The organism is Streptomyces daliensis (assembly GCF_054782395.1).
Window position 1 is genome coordinate 1 of sequence record NZ_BAAGSO010000003.1, and the last position, 13874, is coordinate 13874.

Consider the following 13874-nt stretch of genomic DNA (forward strand, 5'->3'; position numbering starts at 1 on the left):
ACTGGACGAACCACCCTCATGCATCCCACTAGGCGCAGGATACGTACCGGGAATCCGTCCGCGTGAAGCCCCGCAACACGATCCCCCGCTCAAGAGCCCGCAGTACACCGGTTCAGGATGCCAACCCCGTGCCCCCTCTTGGCTTGCCTCGGGGCCTCTTCACCCACTCATCGACTGCTGCTGCTCTGATCCCGTGTCCGGCCCGTGCCGGCGTCCGGCGGCGAAGACCGCCCGGACGACCTTCAGCGCGTCAAGGTCGGCAAGCGGGTCGCCGTCGACCAGGAGAAGGTCGGCGCGGTAGCCGGAAGCGATCCGGCCGGTGGACTCGCCCAGCCCGAGCGCGGCAGCAGCGGCGGACGTTGCCATGTCGATGATCGAGCTGTTCGGCAGGCCGAGGTGAGCGTAGAAGGACAAGGCCGGGACGAGGCCGTCGAAGCCCGCGCGCTGGACTCCGGCGTCGGTTCCGGCGATGAGCTGGGCACCGGCGTCCGCCATCTGCCGGACCACGTCGAACATCGCCGTCGCCCGTTCCTCGCCGAAGATCTTCGGGAGCATGGCCCAGTGCGGGCTGACGGCGGGGCACACCGTGATGCCCTGTTCGACGATCCGCTTCAGGACATCCTGGCGGAGGTCGAGGCCAGTGCTCGTCATCCAGGTGCAGTGCTCGATGGTGTCCACACCGGCTTCCACGGCCGCGGTGATGCCGTCGGCACCGTGCGCGTGCGCCGCCACCGGCACACCGGCCTTGTGTGCTTCGTCCACGAGGGCGGTCAGTTCCTCGGTGGAGAACTGGCTCTCGAAGCTCTTCGGGCCGTCCTTGGTCAGCCCCCCGCCGGTGACCATGGCCTTGATCACCCCGGCCCCAGCCGCGAGGTTGCGCCGCACGAGGTCCCGGACCTCGGTTTCCCCCGAGACTTCCCCGCCGAGGAAGTGGCAGTGGCCGCCCACCGTGGTCGCGGGGGTGCCCGCGGGCACGATTCGAGGGCCTGGCGTACGGCCGTCGGCAGTCTCCGCAGCCAGACGAAGCGCCAGGCCGGAACGGTCGCCGAGGTCGCGGGCGGTGGTGACGCCGCTGCGCAGAAGCTGTTGCGCGCGAAGGCGCATGTCCTGGAGCAGGGCCTCGTCGGTCGATGACTGGAGCGACGCGACGGGGTCGGCGCCGCCGTCGAAGGCCAGGTGCACGTGGGCGTCGATGAGCCCCGGCAGGACGGTTCCGGAGAAGGCGAGCCGGGGGACGTCGTCAGCGACTTGCGCCAGGAGTTGGTCGCGCGGCCCCACGGCGGCGATCGAATCGCCCTCGATGAGGACCGCGCCGTTCTCCAGGTAGGTCCCCGAGTCGATCAGTACGCGGTCACCCGTGATGAGCATCTCGTCTCCTTCGTCGCTGGGGATCATGCGGCGGTACGCAGTGCGTCGGCTACGGCGATCAGTTGCTGTACGTCCGATTGGCGGTCATCTCCCGGTGCGCCTGCCAGCGACAGGGCCCGGCGTGGAGTCATACCGCCCTGGCCGATGCGGGTGGAGGTGTGGCGCAGGCGGGCGGCAAGCTCGGCGGGAGCCAGATCGAGGACGGCGCGCTCGTCGTCGTCCTCGTCGGTCAGATGCGGGCTGATGCCGACCAGGCCGTCACGGCACTCCACGATCCGACGGTGGTAGCGCCGGTGCACCCCACGGGCGCGCATCCGGTCCCACCATGTCGTCGACGCGGGCCGCAGGACGTTTTCCGGGTACGTCTCGGAGAGCAGTTCCCACAGCGGGCGCAGTCGGCGGTGGTCACGACGGTGCCGTAGCCAGAGCCGCGTGGAGGTGATCCGTGCGCGGGCGCCCGAGTAGGTGACTCCCGCGACGAAGAGAAGGATGGAGGCCACCAGCAGGAAAGCCACCGCCGACATGAGCGGATGCGGCACGCTCGTGCCGGTCCACCGGATGGCGACGATGACCGCACGGACCGCGCAGGCCACGGCCATGCTGCTCAGGGCGACGGCGGCCATCCACAGACCGGTGGCATGGGGGCGGCGGGACATACCGGCGTACCGACGGGTCCAGAGACCGGCGGCTCCCAGGGCGTACATGAGGTACAGGCCCGCGGTGACGTAGAAGAAGGCGATCTGCGGAACCGTCATGTCCGCGGTGCTGAAGGAGCCCGCGAAGACCTCATGCGGCACCGACAGCGCCGCCACGGTGATCGCCACCGCGACCAAGGCCACGATGACGGCTTCACGGCGGGCGCGACGGCGCGCACCAGGCCCGTCGGCCGAGTACAGGTAGAAGCACATCAAGAAGTAGACCGTCAGAAGCAGCAGCACGTTCTGGATCAGCTTCGCCGTCCCGTGTCCGGCGACGGTATCGACGCCGGATGCGCCTCCGGGCATGGCCACGGGATACGACAGCGCGGCGCAGAGCAGGCAGAGCGTCACCGAGCGCAGAGGCGCGCCACCAGGGGACCGCTTCCACTGACAGAGCTTCCAGGCCACAGCGACGACGAGCCCCAGGAGCAGGACGTCCACAGCTACAGCCACCCGCGGCGGTCACCGAGCGCGGACTCCACCCGTCGTAGCGCCGGGTCGTCCGACAGCGGGGTGGAACCGTCCAGCACGGACGACCATTCGAGGACGATCGTCGCCGCCAGCTCGACGGAGCACTCCTCGCCGTCCTCGTACGAACAGCGCCGGGCGACGCGCCTGATCATGCTCGGGTCGAACGCCGGGAGCGCGTTGGCCCACCCCTCGACGAAGCCGCCGTCGAGCTGCGGATCAGCATCACCGGAAGCGGTTCCGACGGCTGCGGCGTCCGCCGCCTCGTTCTCGGCCACGAGGATGTGGCCGACCTCGTGCAGGATGATGTGCTCTTGATGCAGACGCGTCGTCTCCTGCTGGTAGAGGATCACGTCCATGTCCTCGTACTCGACCCAGACGCCGGAGGGACCGGGCGTCTCCAGCGGCGCCGGCCGAAGGTAGAGAGGACGTCCACGCCTGTTGCCCAGGGCTCGGCACAGCTCTGCGACATCCAGCGGGGGATGGATCCCGAGGTCGCGCAGCTCTCGGCGAATCAGGCGGTGCAGATCCCTCTCCACCGTCCGGTTCGTGGCCGTGCGCCGACGCCACAGCGATCGGTCAGCACCGTGATGCGCAGAAACCGCGTGATCAGATGCGCCGCGACCGTTCTTGCCTGGCCACATGAGTTATGCCCTTCTACCGGCGGTTCATGGTCCCCCCGCCGAGCGCCTCCGCACCCGCATTGGTGGCCCTCAGCCCTCTGCGCGAGCAGGAGCGTGTGAAGACACACCGCTTGCGCACAAACGGCGCAAACAGTCCTTGCCCGGCTTGATCGAGAGGGCCCCCATCACAGGCGCCTCATCACAGCTCGTAGCCCAGACATCACTAGAGCGAACCAGTAACGGGGCAACCGCCGAGCGACTCGATGAAAGCCCGCCCGGCTCAGACCGGACGCCAAGTTACCGAACTACGTGTGACGGAAAACAGGCACCGAAGCGATGAAGAGCAACAGCTCATCCGAGACTCATAACCTGTCAAAACGCCATAACAAACGCCTGCGTGACTGTTTGACCTGGCACTTTCCGTGCCGTTATGCCCATGACAGTCCCGCCAGAAGTGGGACCCGATGTGACCCACCTGACACCTTCGAGGCGGGTAAGCCCGATCACCGAAACGCATGAAGAATTGCTAAATGGCTCATAGCGGGCAGCTTGTGGGCATGGCCACTATCGGGCACTCCGGGCATCCCTCGCTATTACCCTTTCGGCCATGTCCGCTGTAATGCAGCTCTAGGACGACGACTACCTGGAGTTTTGAATGAGTACCACCTGTGCACTCTGACTACGTTGCGCCCAGACGGCCGCCTACACGTAGTGCCGGTCGGCGTGACTGTCGACGCCGCCGCGAGCACCGCTCGGGTTATCACCCGCAAATCAAGCAAGAAGGTCGCCAATGTGCTGGCGGCTGACCAAGCCCGCGTCGCCGTCTGCCAGGTCGACGGTGGCCGCTGGGCGACCCTGGAAGGAACGGCCGAGGTCCTCACAGACTCTGCCGCGGTCGAGGACGCGGTTTCCCGGTACGCGCGGCGGTACGGACGTACCCCGGCCCCGGACCCGGAACGGGTCGTGATCGAGATTTCGATCGAGCGCGCCATGGGACAGGCGGCGCTTCCCCACCAGCAGCGTGCGCGACCTGCGGCTTAGAACTCTGCGGGGCTGATAACGAGAGCGGACCAGCCGAAGCGCGGCTGGCGCACCAGAGCGGTTACGAGCCCTCCAGGGCGGATGACGAGCCGCGGCCACGGTGCCCACGCCCACCAGGAGCGTGCGTTGCGAGCCCTCCAGGGCGGATGACGGCCTGGCCGCCGCCCGGCTCGGCTGGCTGCCCCCGATGGGACTGTTGCGAACCCTCCAGGCCTGGTGACGAGGATTGCAGCCGTCCCGGAGCCAGCGGTAGCCGCAGCGTTGCGAGCCCTCCAGGGCTGGTGACGAGCGTCCCCGCGCAGGTACGCCACATATTCGGGATCATGTTGCGAGCCCTCCAGGGCTGGTGACGAGCAGGGGCCCAGGTCTGGCCGCCGTCGTTCGACCACTGTTGCGAGCCCTCCAGGGCTGGTGACGAGACCATGACCGTCATGCACGCACGCGCCCCGTAACGCGTTGCGAGCCCTCCAGGGCTGATGGCGAGGCCGCATGATCCGCACGCACTGCACCGCGTGGGGCGTGTTGCGAGCCCTCCAGGGCTGATGGCGGGGGGGACCGCCGCGAGGAGCTCCGCAAGCAGGTCCTGGCGTTGCGAGCCCTCCAGGGCGGATGACGAGATCGCGGCGATCCACCAGGTACAGGCCGCGCACCCCGGTTGCGAGCCCTCCAGGGCGGATGACGAGCGGTGAGCGACATACGCCGCCGCCTCGCGGCCTTCGTTGCGAGCCCTCCAGGGCGGATGACGAGCCGCGGGCGGGGTGACCTACGCCTACACCGTCGTCCAGTTGCGAGCCCTCCAGGGCGGATGACGAGAAGGGAGGGGTAACCCTGATAACCACCCTCATGGACAGTTGCGAGCCCTCCAGGGCGGATGACGAGCCAGATCGACGCGTTGGAGGCGCAGTTAGGGCGCTGGTTGCGAGCCCTCCAGGGCGGATGACGAGCCGAGGGTAAAGGCGCAGGTCAGCGTGGCGATGAAGCACGCCGCCATGCCGTTTTTTGCAGCGGTCCGGCGGTAGTGCATCTGCGCTGGTCAGAGGATGTCTCCGGGGCCGCCGAGGGAGACGCCGAGAGAGCCGGATTCGATCAGGTCGGGGGAGCGGGCGCTGTAGGTGACGATGCTGTCGTAATCGGGGTCGATGACGCCGCGTAGGGCCGTCATCAGGGCACGGTACTGGGCGGCCGAGAGTTCGCCGTGAAAGACGCTGCGCTGGGTCCAGTGGAGGTATTTGCGGCAGGTCTTGAGGACCTTGGGGTTGCGTTCGACTGCTGTGTCGTAGACCAGGATCACGAAGATGTCGGTCACCACCATGGCCGGAAGGGCTTGTAGGGGGTCTCTTCGAGGCAGGTGCGGACGAGTTTGAGGGCTTCGAGGTGGATGATCTCTTCGTAGCTGACCTTCCGCTTCAGGGAGCGGTGGTAGACGGTCGTGGCGAGTTCGTTCTTCATCAGGGCGGCGACCTTCTTGCGGCCGTCCTTGCTGAGGGATGCTTTGCCGACCTCGGTCTCGAAGTCCGATGGCTTGAGGAGTTTCTGGCTGGCGGCCCGTTTGAGGAGGCGTTCGGTGAAGAGGGGTTTGAGGGGTTCGGAGAGGTCGAGGGCGAGGGTGTTGCGGCGGCGGTCGGTGTCGGAGTGGAGGAAGCCGATGGCCGGGTGGAGCGGTGTGGTGCGCAGGGCGGTGAGGACGCGGGTGTAGACGAGGGCGTTGAGGTAGCTGATGAACGCGTTGCCGGCGTTGGTGGGAGGTCGCCGGGTGCGGCCCTCCAGCCTGAGCCAGGCGGGGAGCTGGGTGTCGAGGACCGCCCAGGCTGTTCTGCGGAAGTTGCCTTCCTGTCCCATGAGTTCGTCGGTGTCCGAGCAGGTGGGCAGGGCTTCGCGGAGTGTGGCGAGGGGTGCGTCGAGCAGTTCGGTGTCCAGGACCCAGCGCAGGTTGTGCGCGGTGGCCAGGACGAGGGAGCGGGCGATCGGCAGCCGGGTGTCGGGAGCGGCGGTCAGGTCCACTTGGCGTCGGACGACGCTGGCTGAGGCCATGGAGTCCGAGGGGCTGAAGTGGCCTGCGTGGTTGCCGTAGTGGTCCAGGACGTGGAGGGTGACGCCGTTGCGGCTGAGCAGGGAGAGGGCGGCGGTGTTGATGTCGACGTGGTCGAAGGTGACCAGGTCGCGGATGTCGGTGATGGGGATGCGGACCGGGCCGCTGTCGGGGCGTTCGATGCGGACGCTGTTGTCCTCGCGTCGGATACGGCAGGGTTCGGCGAGCCGGTAGGTGCGGCCGATGGCGGGCATCAGTCTCCCAGCAGTAGTGTTGCGAGCCCTCCAGGGCTGATGACGAGCCTGCGCGGCGCCGAGGACGGAGCGGGCCCGGGACTCATCCTCTTCGGCCTCGGCTCGGGCCGCCGCGTCCCGGGGGGGATGTTGGTGGTGGGCGGGCCAGGGGGTAGTGAACGGTTCCGCCACGCACGGTGACCCCGCGGCGTTCCAGCAGCAGGCAGTAGTGGCGGACCTGGGCGGCGTGGGCGGGCGAGGGGGTCCGGGAGGACTTCGTCTCGTGCACGATCGCGCCTGCGGTCACCCAGTCGATCTTGGCTTCGCCGAGGTCGACGTCGCGGCGGCGCGTGTAGGTGGTCTCGTCGACGACTTCGCCGAGGGCGACCAGGTCGCTGCGCTGTTCCGGGCGGTATCCGCGCCCGTAGAGCCACAGTTGGCGGGGGCAGTGGTGCAGGTACTTGATGTGGACTCCGCCGACGGCCGCGGCCTGTGCGGGTGGGGCGGAGTCGGGGTCGGGGGCGTTCACAGGATGGTCTCCGGCTCTTCCGGCGGGAGCAGGCCGACGGTCTCGTCGTAAAGAGGATCGTCGTGAGGAGGGGTGAAGACGTGCACGCCGAGCCTCCGGTCGAAGTCCGCCAGCCCGGCGGCGCGCAGCGCGGCCACGTGGCCATAGCGCAGGGGGATGAGGAAACCGGCGCCCAGGAGCGGGTCGCCGTCCTTGCCCAGGACGAGGTCGCGATAGTCCTCGACGTCGTCAGCGTGCAGGACATCAACGCTGTCGAAGTCCTTGGTGAGCCGTTGTGCGAACTCGGTGCGGTCGTGGAAGGGGTCGTGGAATGTGAGGAAGCTGTCGGTGAAGGCGTCACGGGCGTCGCGGGCGCGCTCAGCCCATTTCTCGCCCCATTCGGTGGCGTAGACGAGGGCGAGGAGGCGGTCGATGTCCTGTTCGCTCAAACCGCCTGTGCTGGTGCCCGCATGGGTCTCCAGCGCGTCCCAGGCAGCCTCGATGGCGTCCCGTTCGTAGGGCAGGTGGCGTGCGGGCCGGTGGACGCGGAACTCGACCACTCCCTCGGGGTGGCGGCCCCGCCGGTTGACGCGGCCCGCGCGCTGGGCGACGGACTCGATGGGGGCGCCCTCCACCGCGCCGCGGTCGAAGTCGAGCTGGAGGGAGACCTCGACGGTCTGGGTGGCGACGACCAGCCCGCCACGGCGGGCGGGCATGTCTGGCTCACGCTCGCGGTGGCGCTTCAGGAGCCGGTGCTCGATGTCCGCGCGGTCGGCGTTCTTGAAGCGGGAGTGGAGCAGCAGGGCGGCGTCGGGATCGTCGGGCCGGGCGGCACGGGCGTCCTCGGCGAGTTCCTGGAAGAGCTGCTGGGCGGTGGCCACGGTGTTGGCCACCGCGAGGACGCTGTAGCCCTCGCGCAGCCAGGTGCGCAGCCGCGCGACGCTGTCGGGGGCGGTGAGGGGCTGCTCGTCGGTCACCATCCGGTGGCGTTCGGGGCTGGTGCCGGGCGGGGCGCGGTGGAGGGTGACGGGGTGGTGGAGGCTGTCGTCGATGAGGTTGGTCATCGGGGGTGCGAGCGTGGCGGAGAGGACGGCGACGCGGCTGCCGAGGCGTTCCCACAGGGCCATCGCGGCGCACAGCCGCCCGAACGTCTCCGGGTCGTAGGCGTGGAGTTCGTCGAGGACGAAGAGGGAGTTGGCCTGCTCCAGCAGGACGGAGGAGTAGGCCGGTCCGGCGATGGCGCCGCGCAGGAGCTGGTGGGGGGTGGCGACGCGCAGCCGCTGGGTGAACAGGCGCATGGCGGCGGCGCGGGCGCGGGCCTGCCGTGCCATCGCGACGGTGGCTTCCTGCTGGGCGTGGTCGGGGCAGTCGTTGAGCGCCTCGGTGAGCAGGGTGTGCGCGACGGTGCCGTGGAGCAGGCCGATGTCGGGCTGCTCCTGTCCGGGCGCGGGCTCCAGGGCCTCGGCCTCCTCCAGCCGTGTGCGGGCGGCGTTGAGGGAGGCGCGGTAGGGCAGGGTCCACACCAGGCGGGGGCGGCCGGGCATGAGGGTGAGCTGCCGGGCGGCCCAGGCGAGACCGGCCTCGGTCTTGCCGCTGCCGGTGGGGGCGATCAGGACCAAGTGCCCGTCGGTCTCGGCCGCGGCTTCTTGGTGGGGGTGGGGGGTGTGGGGCAGCCGCTTCAGGTAGTCGGGGGTCAGCGGCATGTGGCTCTGGAGGTCCTGGTGGGCTGACCCGGCGTGGTCGGCCAGGGTCAGCGCGCCCTGCGCGAGGACGGTGAGGAGCCCGGTATCCGGCGTGACGGGCCCGCGCCACGCTTCGATGAGTTCCTTGAACAGGTGCTGTGCCCGTTCCGCGAGGGTGGGGCCCGCCGGGTCGGGCGGGTGGTCCAGGGCCAGGGCGCCCGAGAGCCAGGCGACCAGTTCCCGGTTCAGTCGCGGGGTGACCTGGACCTGTTCTCCTCCCCCGGGGAGCGGGCGCCGGGTGAAGGCGCGCGCCCAGAAGGTCTGGGAGGTGTAGAGCTGGGTCAGCGCTTCCTTTCCCGGCCTCCCCTGCTGCGAGGCGAACAGGGCACGGTGGTGGGTGGCGACCAGCGTGGCGACCGTCCGCCGCTGGCGCGGCGACCAGCCGGCGGCCGGTGCCAGGAGGTCGACGTAGGCGAGGGAGAGCACCTCGTGCCGCTGCCCCCAGACCATTCCGCCGGGCAGGAGCTGGTCCTGGAAGCCCTCGGCCACCTTCCCCGTATCGTGCAGCAGCGCAGCCGCGCGCACCTCGTCCCAGAAGCCCGTCGCCTCGGCGAGGAGGCCGGGGCAGCCGACGCGGTCCTCGATCTGCTCGACCGCCCGGTACACGGTCAGCAGGTGGGTGGTGAGCCGCTCCGGATCGTGCACGGGCCGGGACTTGGCCCGTACGGTCGCCAGCGTGCGCTTGACACCGACGGGCACCCCCCGCGAGCCGCTCGTCACCCCGTGAGCAGCCATACCGCCTGGCCTTCCTCGTCCTGGTACGCCTCGCGTACCGCCGCGCGGCCGAGGGGCACCTCGCACCACAGGTAATCCGCCCACCTCGTGTGCAGGCGGTCGGGGGAGATGCCTGACGCCATCCGGTAGACCATCGCCTCCGGCGCCTCGTGCCCGTCGGGCGGGGCCAGGGCGTGTCCCACCACGGCCTGCTCCGTGCTGCGCAGGGTGCTGGGCCGGACCGTCAGCGGATGCACCAGGTCCTGGGAGCGGCCCAGGCGCAGTGGCCAGCGCGGGCGGCGCAACGCCTGGGCGATGCGTGCGCCCTCCGGGCCCGGCAGCCAGACGGTCAGGTGCACGTCGGTCAGGAACGGGCGGTCGCGGATGGTCATACCGCCCTTGATCGCCTTTACCTTGCCGGAGACGGCCGGGTTGGAGCCGTCGGCCGCGATCGGGTGGTAGGTCTCCGCGTCCACGCCGCTCCCCTCGGCCCAGGCCGCGATGCCCACCGGGCAGGGCTCGGACACCTGCCCCGTGGCCGCCGCGAGCAGCCCTCGCACCGTGGAGGGCGGCGGCAGCGGCAGGCCGTGGGACAGGCCGGGGAAGAGCGGATCGCGGAAGGAGGCGACGGGGGCGAAGAACTCCGCCCGCCACCCGCTGATCTCCTCGCTCGGCATGCGGGTCACCGCTCCGGGTCGTCGAACCAGCCGTCGAGCCCTCCGCCGCGCAACTCGTCGGCCAGCGTGCGCAGGACGGTGCGCGGATGGTCGATGACGATCTGACCGGCGTCGATCTCGCTCTGGCACGTCTTGGCGAACGCCTCCCGCAGATCGTCCCGGAAACCCGGGCGCCAGCCCACCCGGACCGGGGCCTCCCACTCCCCGTCCCACGCTTCCAGCTCCGCGCGCAGCACCTCTCCGCGCACCCGCAGGCCACTGCCTTCGACGCCGTCGATGAAGTTGGCCAGCGGGTTGATGCCGCCCTTGAAGGGCACCAGCACGATCAGCGACGGGACGCGGTCGCCGTAGTGCAGCGCCTGCTTCGCCCCTCCCGACAGATGCGCCAGCGACTCCAGCAGCAGCGCGGCGCGCGCCCGGCGCTCGGCGATCGGCAGCCGCACGGCGGGCAGGCTCCGGAACTCGACGGCCTTCGCGCCCGTCTTGACGGCCTCCGCCACCTGGAGCGCCTGCTCCTGGCTCAGATAGTTCGGCCGCCCGGCCCCATTGCTGTCCGGCATGGTGAAGGTGCCGATACGGGGCACGTCCAGCAGGAACGGGGCCGCCAGGTCGGCGGTGTAGAACTCGTGCCCGTGCAGCACCGGCTCGACCACGCCACGGGCCATCACCCCGAAGTCCTCGGTCGGCCGGGCGGGCTCGACCGACATCAGCGTGCCCAGCATGAACGGGCTGTCGCGCAGCGTCGTGGCCGCGTCGTCCTTCTTGGCCCCGGCCCGCATGTAGCCGAACAGGTCATCATCCGGGTACTTCGCTGGGTTCGCCGCCGTGTTCGCCTTCTGCGCCTTGCCCTGCGGCTTTCCGACCCGCTGCACGGGAGAGGCCGACGAGCCCAGCTCGACCATGCCGTCCCGCACCCAGCGGCGGGCCGCCTGCGCCGAGATGTAGGGGTGCACCCTGCCGCGGACACGGGCGAACTTCACCTTCGCCTTCGTCTCCTCGCCCCGGCCGTTGTTGGGTGCCCCCGCCTCGATGGCCAGCACCATCTTCCCCGCCAGATACGCCATTACGCCGCCCCCCCACTCATCGTCATCGTCGTCGTACTGCCCGAAGCCCGGCTCCTCCTGGACGGTCTCTTCGACGTCCTCGTCGGCGCTCCTCTCGCCCACGACCACCCCCCGCTCCTGGAGAAGCTGCAACACGCGCGCGGCCAGCAGCATCCGGCTCTCCCACGCCCGCGGACGCCGCGCGATCAGCGGCTTCCACCCCTCCGGCCCGGTAGCGACCGGGCGCCCGTCGAGCGTGAGACGGAAGTGGGCCCTGATCAGGAGCTGCCCCAGCCCGTAGTCGCTCAGGACGACATTGCGGTACTCCGCCAGCCGCCCTCGCGGGCTGCCGCTGCCGTGCTCGATCCAGTCCGCCACCAAGACGGCAACTGCTTCCAGATCCGGTTCCATGCCAAGAACCCTCTCGGCGTAGTCGAAGGCGAGCCGCGTCAGCGCCTCGCGCTGGCTCAGGCTCCAGGCGCGCTTCGGGTCCTGGAGCAGTTGGTGAAGCTGGAAGAGCAGCGTGCGGGAGCGGCCGTCCTCGGCCTCGAACAGCAGCCGGGCCGTCTCATCGGCCCCGCTGGCGATCACCGCGCCCTCCTGGTCCCGGCGCGTGAGTGCCGCCTCCAGGATGTGCCAGCCGCGCCGCAGCGGCTCGTTCCCGTCCACCGTCGCCAGGAACAGCGGCACGGCCCGGCGCGCACGGGTCACCCGCAGCCACGGCTCCTGGTTGTCGTTCTTGAAACTCCACAGCGTCGACGCCGCCGGGGACTCCACCCTCTGCGCGCGCAGCGCGGCCAGCACCACCCGCTCCGCCCGCCCTCCGGGCCGCAGCGCACCGAACCCGGCCAGCGCGATACGCCGCGCCCTGCGCACATTGCGCTCCGCGAACGCCCGCTCGACCGCCTCCTCCTCGCAGGAGAGCACCGTCGCCGAACCCGCCGTCACCCACGCCCCGTACGGCAGCGCCCAGGCCGCGATCCGGCACCCCCGGCACACCGGCCAGCCCGGCACACCCGGCGGCAGGGTGTTGAGCGCCTTGTTCGTGTCGAACATCGCCAGCGTGCTCTTCGTCCACACCACCGAGGACGGCGCCCCGCAGTACGTGCACGGACGTTCCGGTAACGCTCCCGTCCCGTCGTCCGGCGCGAACATGGCCTCGATCTGCGGCTCCAGGACAGTGCGGTCGCCGCTCCGCTTGGAGTGGGTGGCCTTGGAATTCGGGAACAGCGCGAAGAGCACCTTCCACCACTCGTACGCGGCGCTCTCCTTCCCGGCCACCGCCGCCAGAGAGATCTCCCGCACCAACTGCCCGGCCACCGCATCCAGATCACCCGACGACACCTCCCGCGGATGCTCCCGGCCCGCCAGCACCGCCACCGCCCAGGCACCGGCACGCTGAAGCGGATGCCCCGTGGCCGCCAGCGGGCCGCCCTCCACCGCGGGCGCACTCACCTGATCCACCCGAAGCCCTGCACCGTGTCCAGGCCCAGGCCCCACGAACGCAACGCGTCCACGAACCGTGCGTCCGCCTCCATACGGATGCGGACGCACGCCCCGATCCGCGGCGAGCCCCGCACCGTGAACCGGCGCCGCGGCCCCGCCTCCAGCACTTGCAGCCCACGGGGCGCCGGCAGACCCAGCACGTCCGCCTTGTGCGCGAGGTTGTGCTCCAGCCGCTCCACGTAGTTCGCCTCGCCGGGAAGCAGGTAGCGGCTCTCGTGCTTGACCACCACCGGCGTCGCGCTGGTCAGCTCCACCTCTTCGCCGCTGTGCGGTGCGGCCACATCCACGGTGAGCCCCCGCACCCGCAACCGCGTGGCCCCCCACACCAGTTCTGTCCGCGCCGCCAGCGAGGCCACCAGGGCCGCCGCGATCTCCGGCACCGGCGACCCGAACCACACCGCCCCGTCCCGCGAGGTGGTGTAGACCCCGGCCTTCTTCCGGGCCCCCTTGAACTGCGGACTCGTCAACCCCAACGGCTTCAGCGAGTGCCCGCCCCACCCGTTGTCGTGCAGCGACCGCGCCAACGCCGCATCCTGACTGCCCAGCAAGCCGTAGACCACCGCCCTGGCAGGCCCGTGCACGTCCTCCCACGAAAGACTCGGCGACTCGGTATCCACATGCACCCGCACGCGCATCGCCCCTCCCCCTCACTTGACTACTACTGGGGCCTTGATGGGGAAGGAACCTAGAGCCGGTGCGGGTAAGCACGCCTGGTTTCCGGCATAGTGCTCTGCTGGAGTTCTTCATGTGCTATACCGCAGATGATCCGCTAAGTGCACGATTCATCCTTCTGCGGAGACCGCAACTTCTGTAGAGATTGCAACCTTGAGAGCTAGTGGGGCGCCGCCCTCGGCGAGCATCATCAGCCCTGGAGGGCCAATGCGGACCCGTTCTCCAGCACAGAGAAGCCCTGACGCTCTGACCAGCACAGATGCACTACCGCCGCACCGCTGCAAATCGGCAGCTGAAATCCCGACCCGAGACCGCGCTGAGCTGCGACTTTACCCTCGGGCCGTCATCGCCCCTGGAGGGTTCGCAACATCTGGAATGGGTGGCCGTCGCGGGCGCGCATTCCTAGCCGTCATCGCCCCTGGAGGGTTCGCAACGCCCGATCATGGCCGGGCTGCTGTGGCACCTCGCGATGCCGTCATCGCCCCTGGAGGGTTCGCAACGGGCCGCACTGGCGACTGCCACCGTGGTATTCGCGGTGCCGTCATCGCCCCT

General features: G+C 70.0%; 11 protein-coding genes. 1 reads left to right on the plus strand and 10 read right to left on the minus strand.

What is annotated here, in order from left to right; genetic code table 11:
* Positions 1-159: 159 nt before the first annotated feature.
* From ACYVOO_RS00655 to ACYVOO_RS00665, 3 genes are read right to left on the minus strand one after another with little or no spacing between them, the layout of a single operon-like run.
* Positions 160-1368: an amidohydrolase family protein gene (locus ACYVOO_RS00655; protein ID WP_461013701.1), complete on the minus strand. Its 1209-nt coding sequence runs from the start codon at positions 1366-1368 to the stop codon at positions 160-162.
* Between the two features lie 23 nt (positions 1369-1391).
* The gene (locus tag ACYVOO_RS00660; protein ID WP_461013702.1) at positions 1392-2519 is read right to left on the minus strand and encodes an MAB_1171c family putative transporter; all 1128 of its coding nucleotides are present in this window, start codon (positions 2517-2519) and stop codon (positions 1392-1394) included.
* Positions 2510-2893 carry a hypothetical protein gene (locus tag ACYVOO_RS00665; protein ID WP_461013703.1) on the minus strand — a complete coding sequence of 128 codons (384 nt, stop codon included), beginning with the start codon at positions 2891-2893 and terminating at the stop codon, positions 2510-2512. Before ACYVOO_RS00665 ends, ACYVOO_RS00660 begins: the two co-directional genes overlap by 10 nt.
* A gap of 948 nt (positions 2894-3841) precedes the next feature.
* Between ACYVOO_RS00665 and ACYVOO_RS00670 the strand changes: the two genes are divergently transcribed.
* The gene (locus ACYVOO_RS00670; protein ID WP_461013704.1) at positions 3842-4198 is read left to right on the plus strand and encodes a pyridoxamine 5'-phosphate oxidase family protein; all 357 of its coding nucleotides are present in this window, start codon (positions 3842-3844) and stop codon (positions 4196-4198) included.
* Between the two features lie 1033 nt (positions 4199-5231).
* Here the strand turns inward: ACYVOO_RS00670 and ACYVOO_RS00675 are convergent.
* The 7 genes from ACYVOO_RS00675 to cas6 all read right to left on the minus strand — a co-directional run bounded on the left by ACYVOO_RS00675 (position 5232) and on the right by cas6 (position 13285).
* Positions 5232-5510, minus strand: coding sequence for a CRISPR-associated endonuclease Cas2 (locus ACYVOO_RS00675; RefSeq protein WP_461013705.1), 279 nt, complete (start codon positions 5508-5510; stop codon positions 5232-5234).
* Entirely contained in the window at positions 5501-6481 is a 981-nt protein-coding gene (gene cas1b / locus ACYVOO_RS00680) for a type I-B CRISPR-associated endonuclease Cas1b (protein WP_461013706.1), read from the minus strand. The genes ACYVOO_RS00675 and cas1b overlap by 10 nt, the downstream gene beginning before the upstream one ends.
* An 82-nt stretch (positions 6482-6563) precedes the next feature.
* Positions 6564-6989, minus strand: coding sequence for a CRISPR-associated protein Cas4 (locus tag ACYVOO_RS00685; protein ID WP_461013707.1), 426 nt, complete (start codon positions 6987-6989; stop codon positions 6564-6566).
* Positions 6986-9445 (minus strand): CRISPR-associated helicase Cas3', encoded by a 2460-nt coding sequence (gene cas3 / locus ACYVOO_RS00690; protein WP_461013708.1) that lies wholly within the window; start codon positions 9443-9445, stop codon positions 6986-6988. The genes ACYVOO_RS00685 and cas3 overlap by 4 nt, the downstream gene beginning before the upstream one ends.
* Positions 9427-10101, minus strand: coding sequence for a CRISPR-associated protein Cas5 (gene cas5, locus ACYVOO_RS00695; protein WP_461013709.1), 675 nt, complete (start codon positions 10099-10101; stop codon positions 9427-9429). The genes cas3 and cas5 overlap by 19 nt, the downstream gene beginning before the upstream one ends.
* Positions 10102-10106: 5 nt before the next feature.
* Positions 10107-12599: a type I-B CRISPR-associated protein Cas7/Cst2/DevR gene (cas7i, locus tag ACYVOO_RS00700; protein ID WP_461013710.1), complete on the minus strand. Its 2493-nt coding sequence runs from the start codon at positions 12597-12599 to the stop codon at positions 10107-10109.
* Positions 12596-13285, minus strand: coding sequence for a CRISPR-associated endoribonuclease Cas6 (gene cas6, locus ACYVOO_RS00705; RefSeq protein ID WP_461013711.1), 690 nt, complete (start codon positions 13283-13285; stop codon positions 12596-12598). The genes cas7i and cas6 overlap by 4 nt, the downstream gene beginning before the upstream one ends.
* Between the last annotated feature and the right edge of the window lie 589 nt (positions 13286-13874).